This is a genomic window from Streptomyces sp. NPDC041124, assembly GCF_055592385.1.
This window is the reverse complement of sequence record NZ_JBVIYR010000007.1, coordinates 256,737-272,208: the sequence shown is the minus strand read 5'-3', so window position 1 is coordinate 272,208 and position 15,472 is coordinate 256,737. Positions and strand designations below refer to the sequence as shown.

Genomic DNA, 15,472 nt, shown 5'->3' with positions numbered 1-15,472 from the left:
ACGTCCCGCGTCCGTACTCCCGTACGCCGCCTGGCGCGGAAGGCGCGGTACGGGAGGACGACCGTGGGCAGTTCAGCGATACGCCGGCACCTCGCGACGGGCCTCGCGGTGTTGACCACCGCGGGGCTCCTCGCCGTCGCCGCGCCGGGTGACGCGCACGCCGCCGCGCAGTGCCCGGGCCGCAAGGTGCGCACCCTGCCGTTCACGACCGGGTCCGTGGAGGTCTACAAGCGGGGCGGCTACGTGTGTGCCGTCACCGTCGCCAAGAAGCAGGGCGTCAAGCGGAAGATGTCGGTGAGCGTGCGGGCGCGCGGGGGCCGGCCGGTCGTCGACGAGGGCCGCTTCAAGTACCACGCGGGCCCGGTGACCGTGCACGCCGGCCGCCGCTGCGTGTGGGTGAAGGGCAGCGTCGGGGCGGGCTCCGTCAGCTCCGGCTGGATCCTCTGCTGACGCCGCGCCGACCGAGGGATATCCCTATGTCCCCTGTTGCTGTGACGAGTTGGTCCGATAGCTTCCGGCGCACATCTGTCTCACAGGGGAGTGCGCATGCGCAAGGCGCTCAGATGGCTGCTGGCGCTCACGGTGCTCATAGGCACACTGAGTACGGCCGGGGCGGCCACCGCCGCCGAGCCGGAGGCCACCGGCACCACTGACATCAAGGAGAGGCTGCTCTCCGTTCCGGGCATGAGCCTGATCGAGGAGAAGCCGTACACCGGGTACCGCTTCTTCGTCCTCAACTACACCCAGCCGGTCGACCACCGCAGGCCCTCCAAGGGCACGTTCCAGCAGCGGATCACCGTGCTGCACAAGGACACCGCGCGGCCGACCGTCTTCCACACCGGCGGCTACAGCGTCTCCACGACTCCGCGCCGCTCCGAGCCGACGCAGATCGTGGACGGCAACCAGGTCTCCATGGAGTACCGCTTCTTCACGCCGTCCCGGCCCGAGCCGGCCGACTGGTCGAAGCTGGACATCTGGCAGGCCGCCAGCGACCAGCACCGCATCTTCACGGCGCTGAAGAAGATCTACAGCGAGAACTGGATCTCCACCGGCGGCTCCAAGGGCGGCATGACCGCCACCTACTACGAGCGCTTCTACCCGCGCGACATGGACGGCGTGGTCGCCTACGTCGCCCCCAACGACGTGGTGAACAAGGAGGATTCCGCCTACGACCGCTTCTTCGCGGGCGTCGGCACCAAGGAGTGCCGCGACCGCCTGAACGGCGTGCAGCGCGAGGCGCTGGTGCGCCGGGCGCCGCTGAAGGAGAAGTACGCGGCGGTCGCCGCCGAGAACGGCTACACCTTCGACACCATCGGCAGCCTGGACCGGGCCTACGAAGCCGTCGTCCTGGACTACGTGTGGGGCTTCTGGCAGTACAGCACCGTCGCCGACTGCCAGGACATCCCGGCGGACGCGAAGAACGCCACCGACGAGGAGATCTGGACCTCGGTCGACACGATCTCCGGCTTCTCGTTCTACACGGACCAGGGCCTGAGCCCGTACACGCCGTACTACTACCAGGCGGGTACGCAGCTGGGCGCGCCGACGATCCACTTCCCGCACATCGAGAAGAAGTACATCCGCTACGGCTACCAGCCGCCGCGCAACTTCGTGCCCCGCTCGATCGACATGAGGTTCGAGCCGTCGGCCATGCGGGACGTCGACACCTGGGTCCGCCACAACGCCCGGCAGATGCTGTTCGTGTACGGCGAGAACGACCCGTGGGGCGCCGAGCCGTTCCGTGTCGGACACGGCGCGCGTGACTCCTACGTGTTCACCGCGCCCGGCATGAACCACGGAGCGAACGTGGCCGGTCTGGTGGCCGGGGAGAAGGCGTTCGCGACGGCCCGCATCCTCGACTGGGCGGGCGTCGCCCCGGCGGCGGTGCGGGAGAACCCGGCGGCGGCGAAGCCGCTGGCGACGTTCGACGCCAAGCTGGACAAGCGGGACGTCGAGCGGCAGCGCACGCTGCGCCCGTAGGTCCCGTGCGGGACTACACCGGGCGGGCGCAGCCCACCGGTGTGGTCCCGCCGAGCCGGACGTAGAGGGCCGTGGACGCCGGGCACTCGGCCCGGGTGGCCACGGCCCTCGTCACCTCGAACTCCGGTTGCTCCTCGCCGCTGCCGTCGCAGGCGGTCTCGCGGACCTTGCCGTCGCCGAGCTCGTGGACGCAGTCGCCGACGATGGTGCGCGGCCCGCCCCCGCCGCCGGGGTCCCCGGGGTGCGGCGGCTGGAGGTGGCGCATGCAGGCGTAGCCCTGCGGCACCGCACCGTCGCCGTCCTCGTCGGAGGAGGGGCGCTGTTCGCTGATGTGCAGCACGAAGTCCGTGGTCGCCGGGCAGCGCGGCCCGTCCCGCGCCGTCCCGTCGTGGCGGGCGACGACCCGGGCCGCCGCCCGTTCACTGGCGCAGGAGATCTCGGTGAAGCTGGTCCGGCCGAAGGAACTGCACTCGTCGACCGCGAGGAACACCGCCCCGTAGCCGGTCGGCCGCACGGGCGACGCCACGGCCGCCGTGCGGTCCCCCTCCCCGTCGGGTGCCTCCTGGCACCCGGCGAGCAGCACCGCACCCGTCACGGCGCACACGGCCCGCGTCCGCCACCCGCTCACGCGCATCGTCATCCCCCTGGAAGACCCACCGGTCCAGTCTGACCGGTCGATCCCGGGACACGCCGGACATGCGGAATTGTTCGCCCACATGGGGTGGGTCGCTCCGCGCGGGTGACGTACCGGGGTCTACGCCCCCCTGGGGAGGAGCGGAACGTGTGCGCGAGCCGCCGGTGTCAGCCCAACCGGTGGAGCGCGGCCTTTGTCGGAAAACGGCCGGCGCGAAGGTCGTCGCGGCTGATCATCCAGCTGATCTCGCCGTCCATCCAGTCGTATTGGAGCGACTCCATGGTGAAGGTCGCGATGCGCGGCAGGCATTCCATGGGGCACGTCACCCCCACGTCCGGCGTGGGGGTGACGTGCCGTCGGCCGCTCCTAGTACGTCAGCCCGTACCCGACCGGGTGGAGCACCGTCGCCGGGTCGTCCGCGCGCTGCACCGGCACCGGCAGCTTGCCGCGCGGGCGGACCGTGCCGGCGATCACCCGGACCGCCGCGCGGAGTTCGACGTCGGTCCAGGAGTACGACGCCAGGAACGCCTTCATGCCGGGCAGGTGGGCCACGTCGTAGGGGTTGCGGATCGCCACCGCGACGACCGGCTTCCCGGTCGCCAGCAGCTGCTCGGCGAGCGTCTTCTGGCTGCTGGAGGCAGTGACGTTGTACGTCCCCACGACCACCGCGTCCGCGTCCTGCGCCGCCGCCACGGCCCTGGCGATCGTCGCCGCGGAGGGCGCCGTGCCGGTGGACAGGGCGGTGGCGGTGAAGCCCAGCTCGGTCAGGGCGTCCGCGAGCACCCCGGTGGGCGGGCCCGTGGTGCCGGACGGGGAGGCCGGGTCGGCGCCGACCACCAGCACCTTGGGCGTCCGGCGCCGGGACAGCGGCAGCAGACCGCCCTCGTTGACCAGCAGGGTGGTGCCGTGCTCGGCGATCCGGTCGGCGGCGGCCAGGTGCGACCGGGTGCCGACGGTGCGGTCGACGCCCGCGTGGCTGACGTACGGGTCGTCGAACAGGCCCAGGCGGGCCTTCAGCCGCAGCACGCGCAGGATCGATTCGTCGAGCCGGGACTCCGTCAGTTCGCCGTCCCGCACGGCCCGCAGGACCGCGTTCCAGGCGACGTCCAGGGACGGCGGGTTGAGCAGCTGGTCCACGCCGGCCTTGAGCGCCAGCACCGGCACCCGGTCGTCGCCGTACTTGGTGCGGACGCCCTCCATGCCGAGGGAGTCGGTCACCACGACGCCGTCGTAGCCCAGTTCCTCGCGGAGGATCCCGGTCAGGATCGGACGGGAGAGGGTGGCCGGGTCCTCGGAGGGGTCGAGCGCGGGGACGACGATGTGCGCGGTCATGAGGGAGTCGATGCCCGCGGCGACCGCCGCACGGAACGGCGGCGCGTCCAGCTCCTCCCACTCCTCGCGGGTGTGGTGGATCCACGGCAGCGCCTCGTGGCTGTCGGTGACCGTGTCGCCGTGCCCGGGGAAGTGCTTGGCCGTGGCGGCCACTCCGGCCGACTCGTAGCCCTTGACCTCGGCCGCGACGAGCCCGGCGACGGACGCGGGGTCGGAGCCGAAGGAGCGGACGCCGATGACGGGGTTGGCCGGGTTGACGTTCACGTCGGCCACGGGGGAGTAGTTCTGCCGGATGCCCAGGGCGCGGAGCTCCCGGCCGGCGATCCGGCCCAGGTTGCGCGCGTCGGAGCGGGATCCGCCCGCTCCCACGGCCATCGCCCCCGGGAACAGGGTCGCGGGCTCGCCGACGCGGGCCACGATGCCGTGCTCCTGGTCGGTGGAGATCAGCACGGGAAGGCCGCGCGGCAGGCCGAGGGAGGCCTTCTGGATGCCGTTGGACAGGTCCGCGATCTGGTGCGGGGCGCGGGTGTTGTGCGCCCAGGCGAAGTAGATGATGCCGCCGACCCGGTACGTGGCGAGCAGCTCGGCGGCCGTGCGGACGCCGATCTCCGCGAGGTTGGCGTCGATGTCCGCCTGGTCCGGGTCGGTGGCGGAGTGGCCGTAGACCCGCATCACGAACAGCTGGCCGACCTTCTCCTCCAGCGTCATGCGGGAGATGAGGGCGCGCAGCTTGTCGTCGTCGTGGCGGGGGGCGCCGGTGGCCGCGTGGGCGGTCCCCCCGGCCGCCAGGGCGGTGGTGACGCCCGCCGTCGCGGCGAGGACGGTACGTCTGGACGGACGTGCGGTGCTTCCCGTGCTGCTGTCGGGCACGTGCGCTCCTTTGGGAGACATCCTTGAAGGAAACTGCCAGGAGGTCACCAATATCCGGGAAGTTTCTGCCAGTCAAGGGAATGCGCAACAACCGGTGAGGGGCCGTCATCGGCGCGGCGGGAGGGGGCGCGCCGATGACGGCGCGCTGCCGGGCGTGGTGCGGTGGAGAGGGTGGGCCGGCGACCGCGGGGGCGGCGAGGGCCGGCACCGCACCGCGTCGGACGCGTCCGGCAGCGCGCCGATGGGACGGACGCGGGCCGCGGCGGGTTCCCTGCCGGGGCCCCGGTCCCCGAAGTCGGGACGGGGGAGGGGGGGGTGGTCAGCGGGGCGTGTGGGCGGAGACCGCCGGCCAGTGCGCGCCCAGGGTGCGGACCGTTTCCGCGATCGCCGGCCGGCGGGCCGCCCCCGTGCGCCACAGCGCGTAGAGCCGTCGTACGGGCATGGGGTCGAGCGGCACCTCCACCACCCCGGCGGGCAGCGGGCCGCGTCCCAGCCGGGGGATCAGCGCGATGCCCAGCCCGGCCGCGACCAGGGCGACCAGGGTGGGGTTCTCGTCCGCCTGGTGGACGATCTCCGGCTCGTGCCCGGCCGCGCGCAGGGTGCGCACCAGCCACTCGTGGCAGACCCGGCCCGGCGGCTGGCAGATCCACCGCTCGCCGCCCAGCTCCTCCCGCCGCACCCCCGTGCGCCCCGCGAACGGATGCCCCTCGGGGACGAGCAGGTCGCACAGGTCGTCCCCGATGACCGTCTGCTCCACCCCCGCCGGGGCGGGCAGCGGCGCGATGTCCCAGTCGTGCGCGATCACCAGGTCCACGGCGCCCTTGGCGACCAGGTCCACGGAGAGGTGGGGGTCGATCTCGGTCAGCCGGGTGTCGAGCGCCGGATGCCGGCGGGCCAGATCGGCGAGGACGGCCGGCATCAGCCCGCGCGCCGCCGACGCGAACGCGGCGACGGTCAGCCGCCCGGCCGGCACTCCGCGCCGCTCCTCCAGCTCGGTCTCCGCCCGCTCCACGATCGCGATCAGCTCCCGCGCGGCCCGCACCAGCTGGTGCGCCTCGTCCGTCAGCCGTACGCCCCGGCCCTCCCGCTCCAGCAGCACCGTCCGCGTCTCCCGCTCCAGTTTGGCGATCTGCTGGGACACGGCGGAGGACGTGTACCCGAGCGCCGCGGCGGCGGCACCGACCGTGCCGTGCACCGAGACTGCGTGCAGGGCGCGCAGACGCTGCAGGTCGAGCATGACGGCGGCTCCCCGTCGGTCGGCGGTGTTTTACGGGCGAGTGGTACTTCACCGGTCACCGAGGCGTACCGGTTAGCGGTGCTTCATCCAACCATGCAGGAATCGTCGCTGGTGCTGAAGTGTGCCGGGCGGTGATCCTCGACGTATGCGACCCGCCCACGTACTGCTCGCCGTCCTCGTCACCGCCGTGTGGGGAGTGAACTTCACCGTCATCGAGGTCGGGCTCGACCACTTCCCGCCGCTGCTCTTCTCCGCGCTGCGCTTCCTCGTCGCCGCCCTGCCCGCGGTGTTCCTCGTGGGCCGGCCCACGGTGGCGTGGAAGTGGATCGTGGGCGTGGGACTGGCGCTGGGGGTGGCCAAGTTCGGCCTGCTCTTCGTCGGCATGAACGCGGGGATGCCGGGCGGGCTGTCCTCCCTGGTGCTCCAGATCCAGGCGGTGTTCACGGCCCTGTTCGCCTTCGCGCTCCTCGGTGAACGCCCCTCCCGCATCCGTCTGGCCGGCATGGTGGTGGCCCTGGCCGGGATCGGCGTGGCGGCGGTCGACGAGGGCACCTCCGGACCGCTGCTCGGCTTCACCCTGGTCGTCGCGGCGGCCGCCTGCTGGGGCGTCTCCAACATCCTCACCCGCAAGGCGGCGCCCCCGGACGCCCTGAACTTCATGATCTGGGTGAGCACCGTCCCGGTCCTCCCCCTCCTCGCCCTCTCCCTGCTCGTCGAGGGCCCGTCGGCCGACCTCGACGCGCTGCGCTCCCTGGACAGGCAGGGCGCGGGCACGGTCCTCTTCGTCGCCTGGGGCGCCACGGTCTTCGGCTTCGGCGCCTGGGGCTGGCTGCTGCGCCGCCACCCCGCGTCCACGGTCGCACCCTTCTCCCTCCTCGTCCCGGTGTTCGGCATGTCCTCGGCCGCCCTGTTCCTGGGCGAGTCCATGACCCCGCTGCGGTGGTGGGCGGCGGCCCTGCTGGTGGGCGGGGTGGCCCTGGCGTCGGTGACGTTCCGCCGGCCGCCGGCGGTGCCGGCCGCGGAACCCGTACCGCCCGCGGCGACGCGCTCCGAGGGCTCCCCGGTCGGCGGGTGAGCACGGCGGCGGCGAGGTCCCGCGACGGACGGGCGCGCCGCACAGGGACACCGGGGCCGATCACGCCGACGACTCCAGGGCGGAGCGCCAGACGGGGCTGTCGACGTAGTGGTTGTCGAACCGCTCCGCGGACTCGGCGATCTCCTTGCCGTCCGCCTCGCCGCGCATCACCCGGCCCAGCAGGCGCAGGTAGTCGAAGCGTCCCATGCCCGGCGTGAACACGAACAGCACGTCGGCCTCACAGCCGGGCGCCGCGGCGAAGGCGTGCGGGGTGTGCGGCGGCACCGCCAGGAAGTCGCCCGCCTCCAGGAGGCGTGCCCCTGTTCCACCGCACCAGCCGTCACGTCTCCCTCACCGCGGTCGGGCAGCAGCTGCACGACGAGCTCCGGCCCGCCTGGGACGACGTGGGAGCCGCGGTCCAGCGCGCGATCGAGACGGGACGCGGCCTGACCGGCGCGCTGCGCGTCGCCTTCGTCAGCGCCGCCGGCGCGCAGCTCCTGGCCGGTGTGGCACAGCTCTTCCGTGGGCAGTCGCCCGAGTGCGAGGTGCGCATCCAGGAGACGCAGGCCCACCAGATGCTGCCGCGCATCCGTGCGGGCGAGAGCGACCTCGGACTGACGACCCTGCCCGTCGACGACCCCGACCTGACCCACGGTGCGGTCCTGATACGCGAGGCGCACGTGCTCGCGGTCCCCCTGGGCCACCCCTTCACCCGCAGGGAGAGCGTCCGCGCCGCAGACCTGACGCGCGTCCCGCTGGTGCGGCTCCCGGGGCACACGACCCTCCTCCCGCTCCGCCGGGCCGACGCCCCTGCCGTCACCGAGGGGCCGACGGCGGAGACGTTCCAGGAGGCCCTCACCCTCGTCGGCGCCGGGCAGGGCACCCTCCCCGCGGGCGCCCACACGCGCCGCTACTACCCGCGCCCCGACATCGCCTACCTCCCCATCAGTGACGCCCCGGCCCTCGAGTGGGCCCTGGTCCGGCCGGCCGACGGCCGCACCGCGCGCGTCCGCTCCTTCGTGGAGGCCGCCGACCGTCTGATCCACGGCCACGAGCCGGAACCGCGGCACCCGCGGTGAGGGCAGGGGCGGGCCGCCCCGCTGCTCAGCGGCAGCAGACGACCGGCATCCCCCGCACGCTCACGCCGACTCGTTCAGCAGCCGCACCAGATGCTCCCGCCCGGGCGTGAGCAGCCCTCCGAGATCCTCCGCGTCCGCGTACCAGCGCTTCTCGTACTCCCAGCACAGCCACCCGTCCCAGTTGTGCCGGGACAGCACCTCCACCACGTCCGTCAGCGGCAGCACCCCCGCGCCGAGCCGCAGCGGGGTGGTGTCGTCGGCGGAGGCGATGTCCTTCACCTGGACGTAGCCGAGGTGGGGCGAGAGCGCCGCGAAGCTCTCCACGGGCTGCTCGCCGCCGAGCCAGGTGTGCATCACGTCCCACAGGGCGCCCACCTGCCGGTGCCCGACCAGACCCAGCACCCGCATCGCGTCGGCGCCGGTGGGGTGCGAGTCGTGGGTCTCCAGCAGGATCCGTACGCCCACGTCGCCCGCGTACTCGGCGGCCGTGCCCAGCCGCCGGGCGGCCGTCGCGTCCGCCTCCTCGGGGCTCTCCCCGCTGCCGCCGGGGAAGACCCGGACGAAGGGCGCGCCGATGTCCCGGGCGAGGTCGAGGAGGGCCCGGATCTCGCCGACGACGGCGTCGTCCTCACCTGGCGCGGCGACCCGGACGTCACCCGCCAGGCCCAGGACCTCGACGCCGGCCGCCTTGAACGCGGCGGCGACATCGGCACGTTGCTCGGGAGTGAGGCCGGGATGGAGGGGTTCCTCCGCGTGGGCGCGCAGCTCGACACCGTGGTAGCCGTGCGCGGTCGCGAGACCCAGCACGTCGGTGAGGGGCAGGCCGGGGACACCGAGGGTGGAGAACGCCAGCTTCATACATTCGGACACTACCCGCGACCGGCCAGGTCGACTCCTCCTCGTTACTCCGTCACGTCACCCCTCCGAGGAACGGGAAACCCCCGACCACCCCCAGCCCCGAAAGGTCCCCGGTCCCCGGATGACGCCGCAGAACCGTCACCCCCTCAGGGGCGCGGGGAACTGCGCGACCAGCCACACCCCACCCGCACCCGACAGCGGACGTGTCACCGCCGCCCGAGGACGGGCCGCGCCCGACTGTCTCCACCGGCCCGCCATAGCCCCGCAAAGGCCCCGGTTCCCGGAGGGCGCCGCCGGCCGCCCCCCTTCAGGGGCGCGGGGAACTGCGCGGCCGGCCACACCCCACCCGCACCCGGCGGTGAACACCAGTCCCCGCCGGGCCGGCCCGTTCACCCCCGCGGCCCCGCCGCGGACCCCCGCACCATCAACTCCCCCCGCACCACCGCGATCCCCCCGGGCGGCGCCTCCTCCCGCCCCATGGCGATCCGCCCCGCCCGCGCCCCCGCCTCCGCCAGCGGCAGCCGGACCGTCGTCAGCGCCGGCACCACGTCGATGCTGAACGGCAGATCGTCGAAGCCGGCGACCGACACGTCGTCCGGGATCCGCCGCCCGGAGTCCCGCAGCGCCGCGCACGCCCCCAGCGCGACGGAGTCGTTCGCGGCGACGACGGCCGTCAACGACGGGTCACGGCGCAGCAGTTCGAGCGTGGCCTCGTATCCCGAGCGCCGGTCGTACTGCCCGTGCACGGTCCACCGGGCGTCCTCCTCGATCCCGTGCGCGGCCAGCGCGGCCCGGTGCCCTTCGAGCCGGTGCCGGGTCGTCGTCCGCTCCATCGGGCCGGCGATGTAGCCGAGCCGCCGGTGCCCCAACCCGATGAGGTGCTCGGTGAGTTCCTGTCCGCCGCCCCGGTTGTCGAAGGTCAGCGCGACCGCCCCGGTGTCCGGTGCCTGCGGCCGGCCGCACAGCACCACCCGCGTCCCGGCGTCCGCCAGCTTCCGCAGCTTCGCGTCGGTCGCCGCCTTGTGCGGCGCGTCCTCGATCGCGCCGCCGGTCAGCACCACCGCCGCCGCCCGCTGCCGCTGGAGCAGCGTGAGGTAGGTCAGTTCACGCTCGGGCGAGCCCCCCGTGTTGCACACGACCGCGAGTCTCTCCCCGCCCGCGCGCCCGCCGGGCCCTCCGATCTCCCCCTGGATGGCGCTCGCCATGATCCCGAAGAACGGGTCGGCGATGTCGTTCACCAGGATGCCGACCAGGTCGGACGTGGCGGCGGCGAGCGCGCTCGCGGGTCCGTTGAGCACGTAGTCCAGTTCGTCCACGGCCTTCAGCACCCGTTCGCGGGTGGACGCGGCCACGGGGTAGTTCCCGTTGAGCACGCGCGACACCGTCGCGGGTGAGACCTGGGCGCGCGCCGCCACGTCCGCCAGGGTCACCGTCATGTCTCGTCCTCCGGTCGCGCGTCTTCGTCGTCGTTCCGAGCAGACCCTACGGCGCCACGCCCGTTTGTTCGCCCCCTCGAACAAGTCGGGCCGCACGGTGGTCTTGTCCGCGACGCCGTTCAGAGGCTAACTTCTCCATACATAGAAAGCGCTTGCTGTGACGTTCACCAGTCACCCGACCCGCGACGGCTCCCGCCGCGTGACGGGTGGGGCGTACGCGGCGCGCGGACCGCGTACGAAGGGAACGACGTGACACGCAAGACGGTGCGAATCGCCATGAACGGTGTGACCGGGCGCATGGGCTACCGCCAGCACCTGGTCCGCTCCATCCTGGCCCTGCGCGAGCAGGGCGGACTCGACCTCGGCGACGGCACCGTGCTGTGGCCGGAGCCGGTCCTCGTCGGCCGCCGCGAGCACGCGCTGAAGGCGCTCGCCGAACGCCACGGCCTCGACCCCGACCACGTCTCCACCGACCTGGACGCCGTCCTCGCCGACGACAGCGTCGACCTCTACTTCGACGCCCAGGTGACCTCCGCCCGCGAGGACGCCCTCAAGAAGGCGATCGCGGCCGGCAAGCACGTCTACACCGAGAAGCCCACCGCCACCGGCCTCGACGGCGCCCTGGAACTCGCCCGCCTCGCGAACGCGGCCGGCATCAGGCACGGCGTCGTGCAGGACAAGCTCTTCCTCCCGGGCCTGCTCAAGCTGAAGCGCCTCATCGACGGTGGCTTCTTCGGCCGGATCCTGTCCGTGCGCGGCGAGTTCGGCTACTGGGTCTTCGAGGGCGACTGGCAGGACGCCCAGCGTCCCTCCTGGAACTACCGCGCCGAGGACGGCGGCGGCATCGTCGTCGACATGTTCCCGCACTGGGAGTACGTCCTGCACGAGCTGTTCGGCCGGGTGAAGTCCGTCCAGGCCCTCACCGCCACCCACATCCCGCAGCGCTGGGACGAGAACGGCAAGCCCTACGACGCCACCGCCGACGACGCCGCCTACGGCGTCTTCGAGCTCGACGGCGGCGCCGTCGCCCAGATCAACTCCTCCTGGGCGGTCCGCGTCAACCGCGACGAACTGGTCGAGTTCCAGGTCGACGGCACCGAGGGCTCCGCCGTCGCGGGCCTGCGCGACTGCCGCGTCCAGCACCGCTCCGCCACCCCCAAGCCGGTCTGGAACCCGGACATCCCCGCCACCGAGGTCTTCCGCGACCAGTGGCAGGAGGTCCCCGACAACGGCGAGTTCGACAACGGCTTCAAGGCCCAGTGGGAGCTGTTCCTCAAGCACGTCTACACCGGCACCCCCTACCACTGGGACCTGCTGGCCGGCGCCCGCGGCGTCCAGCTCGCCGAACTGGGCCTGAAGTCCTCCGCCGAGGGCCGCCGCCTCGACGTCCCGGAGATCGCGCTGTGACCCTCCACCTGCCCGGCGCCGACGGCACCCTGCGCGCCTACGAACCCCGCGCCGAACCCCGGACGGCCGTCGCCCCCGGAAGCGCTTTCACCTCCCGTACGGTCTTCTCGGCGGCGCACGTCGTCGCCGACCCGTACGCGGACGTGTCCCCCGACTCACCGGCCGCCGTCGACTGGGACGCCACCCTCGCCTTCCGCCGCCACCTGTGGTCGCACGGCCTGGGCGTCGCCGAGGCCATGGACACCGCCCAGCGCGGCATGGGCCTGGACTGGGCGGGCGCGGCCGAGCTGATCCGCCGCTCCGCCGCCGAGGCGAAGGCGGCCGGCGGCCGCATCGCCTGCGGCGTCGGCACCGACCAGCTCACCGCGGGCACCCTCGCCGAGGTCCGCGCCGCCTACGAGGAGCAGCTCGCCGTCGTCGAGGAGTCCGGCGCCCAGGCCATCCTCATGGCCTCCCGCGCCCTCGCCGCGGCCGCCCAGGGCCCCGACGACTACCTGGACGTCTACGGCCACCTCCTGCGCCAGACCACCGAACCGGTGATCCTGCACTGGCTCGGCCCGATGTTCGACCCCGCGCTGGAGGGCTACTGGGGCTCCGCCGACCTCGACGCGGCCACCGACACCTTCCTGGACGTCATCGCCGCCCACCCCGACAAGGTCGACGGCATCAAGGTCTCCCTCCTCGACGCCCAGCGCGAGGTCGACCTGCGCCGCCGCCTCCCGAAGGGCGTGCGCTGCTACACCGGCGACGACTTCCACTACCCCGAGCTGATCGCGGGCGACGCGCAGGGCTTCAGCCACGCCCTGCTCGGCATCTTCGACCCGCTCGGCCCGCTCGCCGCCGAGGCGGTCCGCGTCCTCGACACCGGGGACACGGACGGCTTCCGCGCCCTCCTCGACCCCACGGTCGAACTCTCCCGCCACCTCTTCCAGGCCCCCACCCGCTTCTACAAGACGGGCGTGGTCTTCCTCGCCTGGCTGGCCGGTCACCAGAGCCACTTCACGATGGTCGGCGGCCTCCAGTCGGCCCGCTCCCTGCCCCACTTCGCCCGCGCCTACGAACTCGCCGACACCCTCGGCCTGTTCCCCGACCCCAAGCTCGCCGAGGACCGCATGCGGACCCTGCTGCACCTGTACGGAGTGACCCCGTGACCGCCGCCGGCCTCGCCCGCTTCAGCATCAACCAGATGACGGTCAGGCAGCTCTCGCTGCCGGAACTCGTCGACGCCTGCCGTGACCTGGGGGTGCCGGGCGTCGGCCTGTGGCGCGAGCCCGTCCGGGAGTACGGGCTCGACGCGGCCGCGAAACTGGTCCGGGACGCGGGCCTCACGGTGACGACGCTGTGCCGCGGCGGCTTCCTCACCGCGACCGGACCGGCCGAGCGGGCCGCCGCCCTGGCCGACAACCGCCGCGCCGTCGACGAGGCCGCCACCCTCGGCACCGACACCCTCGTCCTGGTCTCCGGCGGACTCCCGACCGGCTCCAGGGACCTGCGCGGCGCCCGGGAACGCATCGCGGACGCGCTCGCCGAACTCGGCCCCTACGCCGAGGAACACGGGGTGCGGCTGGCCATCGAACCGCTGCACCCCATGTTCGCCTCCGACCGCTGCGTGGTCTCCACCCTCGCCCAGGCCCTCGACCTCGCCGAACGCTTCCCCGCCCACCAGGTCGGCGTCACCGTCGACACGTACCACATCTGGTGGGACGACACCGCGCCCGCGCAGATCGCCCGCGCGGGCGCCCAGGGCCGCATCCACACCTTCCAGCTCGCCGACTGGACCACCCCGCTGCCCGAGGGCGTCCTCAACGGCCGCGGCCAGATCGGCGACGGCGCGATCGACATGCGCGAGTGGCAGGGCCACGTCGAGGCGGCCGGCTACACCGGGCCCATCGAGGTCGAACTGTTCAACGACGTCCTGTGGGCGCGGGACGGCCGCGAGGTCCTGGCGGAGACGGCGGCACGGTTCGTGGAACACACGGGGTGACACCTGCCGGGAAGCCGGTCGGAGGATTTTCCGCGGACCGTGCAACCCTCCCCCCACCTCGCGGGTCGAACGTCGCGTCAGGACCTCTGGGAGGGGACCCGGGGGGCTTGAGAGGTTCTGACAGGGGGAGGGAACCGAGGGGGCCCGGTCCACGGACCGGGCCCCCTCGAAGTCTGTCCGGCCGGCGCCCGCCGGGGGCCGGCGCAGGCGTCAGAAGAACACGCCGCAGCGCAGCAGGACGTTCGCGTACGGCCGTGCCTCGCCGGTGCGGACGACGAGCCGTGCGCCGGCGCTCAGCTCCTTCAGCCGCTCGTGCGGGACCAGGGCGAGGGCGGGGAAGTGGCCGGACAGCAGTTCCGCCGCCGCCGGATTGGCGCCCCGCACCTCGGTGGCCGCCGTAGCGCCCTCCACCACCAGCTCGTCGAGCAGCCCTTCCAGCACCTCGGCGAAGGACGGCACCCCCGCCCGGAAGGCCAGGTCCACCACCCGCGGCCCGTCGGGTATCGGCATGCCGACGTCGCACACCAGCACCCCGTCCCCGTGCCCCAGTGCGGCCAGGGCGCCGGAGAGCCCGCGGTTCAGGATTCCGTGCTTCTTCACAGGGCGGCGACCTCCTCGGCCGTCGGGAACGACACCTGCGCGCCCTCCTTGGTGACCGTCGCCGCCCCCACCCGGGCGGCGTACGCCGCCGCCTCGGCCAGTGACTCGCCCGCACCGAGACGCCAGGCCAGCGCGGCGGTGAACGCGTCACCCGCACCGGTGGTGTCCACGGCGTGCACCGTGACCGACGGCACCCGGGCGACGCCCTCCGCGGAGGCGACCAGCGCGCCCTCGCCGCCCAGCGTCACCACCACCGAGCGCGGGCCCTTCGCCAGCAGCAGCCGCGCCCAGTCCTCCGGTTCGTCGCTGATGCCGCCGGCGTCACCCAGGATGACCTTCGCCTCGTGCTCGTTGACGATCAGCGGGTCGCAAGCCGCCAGCACCTCCGCCGACAGGGGCTGCGGCGGGGACGGGTTCAGGACGAAGCGGCTGCCCGGCGCCAGGCTCCGCACCACCTCCCCGACCGTCTCCAGCGGGATCTCCAACTGGGTGGACACCACCCGGGAGGCGTGGAAGAGGCTCGCGGCCGCCCGCACGTCGGCGGGCGTCAGCCGCCCGTTCGCCCCCGGGGAGACGACGATGCTGTTGTCCCCCGACGGGTCCACGGTGATCAGCGCGACCCCGGTCGGCGCCCCGCCCACCAGCACACCCACCGTGTCCACCCCCGCCGCCCGCTGCGAGTCCAGCAGCAGCCGGCCGTGCCCGTCGTCGCCGACCCGCGCCAGCAGGGCCGTACGGGCACCGAGGCGGGCGGCGGCGACCGCCTGATTCGCTCCCTTGCCGCCCGGGTGGACGGCCAGGTCGGAGCCGAGCACCGTCTCCCCGGCGCCCGGCCGGCGTTCCACACCGATCACCAGGTCGGCGTTGGCCGATCCGACGACCAGGAGGTCGTAGTCGTACATGAATCGCTCCCCGATCCGAGTGCGGGGCGGACGGTCGACGTGACCGCCCGCCCCTTTCGTCCCTGCGTCCGCGCGTCG

Annotated in this window: 15 protein-coding genes and 1 pseudogene; 7 read left to right on the top strand and 9 right to left on the bottom strand. The window is 73.5% G+C overall.

All coding sequences use genetic code 11. The features are described from left to right. Positions 1-63 precede the first annotated feature (63 nt). Complete coding sequence (locus tag ACZ6A9_RS20815) at positions 64-450, top strand: hypothetical protein (protein WP_468987519.1); 387 nt, start codon at positions 64-66, stop codon at positions 448-450. 96 nt (positions 451-546) lie between these two features. Further along, positions 547-1,980 carry a S28 family serine protease gene (locus tag ACZ6A9_RS20810; RefSeq protein ID WP_468987517.1) on the top strand — a complete coding sequence of 478 codons (1,434 nt, stop codon included), beginning with the start codon at positions 547-549 and terminating at the stop codon, positions 1,978-1,980. Positions 1,981-1,993: 13 nt separating this feature from the next. Here ACZ6A9_RS20810 and ACZ6A9_RS20805 read toward each other — a convergent pair whose 3' ends face one another. The 4 genes from ACZ6A9_RS20805 to ACZ6A9_RS20790 form a co-directional block, all read right to left on the bottom strand. Next, positions 1,994-2,614: a hypothetical protein gene (locus ACZ6A9_RS20805; RefSeq protein WP_468987516.1), complete on the bottom strand. Its 621-nt coding sequence runs from the start codon at positions 2,612-2,614 to the stop codon at positions 1,994-1,996. Positions 2,615-2,781: 167 nt separating this feature from the next. Next, entirely contained in the window at positions 2,782-2,928 is a 147-nt protein-coding gene (locus tag ACZ6A9_RS20800) for a hypothetical protein (protein WP_468987515.1), read from the bottom strand. A 52-nt stretch (positions 2,929-2,980) separates the two neighbouring features. Continuing rightward, positions 2,981-4,816: a glycoside hydrolase family 3 protein gene (locus ACZ6A9_RS20795; RefSeq protein WP_468987514.1), complete on the bottom strand. Its 1,836-nt coding sequence runs from the start codon at positions 4,814-4,816 to the stop codon at positions 2,981-2,983. Positions 4,817-5,135: 319 nt separating this feature from the next. Next, positions 5,136-6,053: a LysR family transcriptional regulator gene (locus tag ACZ6A9_RS20790; RefSeq protein ID WP_468987513.1), complete on the bottom strand. Its 918-nt coding sequence runs from the start codon at positions 6,051-6,053 to the stop codon at positions 5,136-5,138. 145 nt (positions 6,054-6,198) lie between these two features. Between ACZ6A9_RS20790 and ACZ6A9_RS20785 the strand changes: the two genes are divergently transcribed. After that, a complete protein-coding gene (locus ACZ6A9_RS20785; protein ID WP_468987512.1) occupies positions 6,199-7,128 on the top strand; it encodes an EamA family transporter in 930 nt (309 codons plus the stop codon). Between the two features lie 60 nt (positions 7,129-7,188). On the opposite strand, the pseudogene ACZ6A9_RS20780 reads toward ACZ6A9_RS20785, so the two are convergent. Next, positions 7,189-7,437: pseudogene (locus ACZ6A9_RS20780) on the bottom strand (cupin domain-containing protein); the annotation flags it as partial. 5 nt (positions 7,438-7,442) lie between these two features. Here ACZ6A9_RS20780 and ACZ6A9_RS20775 point away from each other — a divergent pair. Further along, entirely contained in the window at positions 7,443-8,207 is a 765-nt protein-coding gene (locus ACZ6A9_RS20775; RefSeq protein WP_468987510.1) for a LysR family substrate-binding domain-containing protein, read from the top strand. A 60-nt stretch (positions 8,208-8,267) separates the two neighbouring features. Here the strand turns inward: ACZ6A9_RS20775 and ACZ6A9_RS20770 are convergent, their stop codons facing one another. Continuing rightward, on the bottom strand, positions 8,268-9,065 hold the full coding sequence (locus ACZ6A9_RS20770; protein WP_468987509.1) for a sugar phosphate isomerase/epimerase family protein: 798 nt from the start codon (positions 9,063-9,065) through the stop codon (positions 8,268-8,270). A gap of 389 nt (positions 9,066-9,454) precedes the next feature. Beyond that, positions 9,455-10,501, bottom strand: a complete 1,047-nt coding sequence (locus ACZ6A9_RS20765) for a LacI family DNA-binding transcriptional regulator (RefSeq protein WP_468987508.1) — start codon at positions 10,499-10,501, stop codon at positions 9,455-9,457. A gap of 249 nt (positions 10,502-10,750) precedes the next feature. Between ACZ6A9_RS20765 and ACZ6A9_RS20760 the strand changes: the two genes are divergently transcribed. Genes ACZ6A9_RS20760 through ACZ6A9_RS20750 form a run of 3 tightly spaced genes read left to right on the top strand, consistent with a single transcriptional unit; the run spans position 10,751 to position 13,892 of the window. Continuing rightward, a complete protein-coding gene (locus ACZ6A9_RS20760; protein WP_468987506.1) occupies positions 10,751-11,908 on the top strand; it encodes a Gfo/Idh/MocA family protein in 1,158 nt (385 codons plus the stop codon). Further along, a complete protein-coding gene (locus ACZ6A9_RS20755) occupies positions 11,905-13,059 on the top strand; it encodes a dihydrodipicolinate synthase family protein (RefSeq protein WP_468987504.1) in 1,155 nt (384 codons plus the stop codon). Before ACZ6A9_RS20760 ends, ACZ6A9_RS20755 begins: the two co-directional genes overlap by 4 nt. 35 nt (positions 13,060-13,094) lie before the next feature. Next, positions 13,095-13,892, top strand: coding sequence for a sugar phosphate isomerase/epimerase family protein (locus ACZ6A9_RS20750; RefSeq protein ID WP_468987812.1), 798 nt, complete (start codon positions 13,095-13,097; stop codon positions 13,890-13,892). 210 nt (positions 13,893-14,102) lie between these two features. On the opposite strand, the gene rbsD is transcribed toward ACZ6A9_RS20750, so the two are convergent. After that, positions 14,103-14,492, bottom strand: coding sequence for a D-ribose pyranase (gene rbsD / locus ACZ6A9_RS20745; protein WP_468987502.1), 390 nt, complete (start codon positions 14,490-14,492; stop codon positions 14,103-14,105). After that, positions 14,489-15,394, bottom strand: a complete 906-nt coding sequence (locus ACZ6A9_RS20740; protein ID WP_468987500.1) for a ribokinase — start codon at positions 15,392-15,394, stop codon at positions 14,489-14,491. The genes rbsD and ACZ6A9_RS20740 overlap by 4 nt, the downstream gene beginning before the upstream one ends. Positions 15,395-15,472 lie beyond the last annotated feature (78 nt).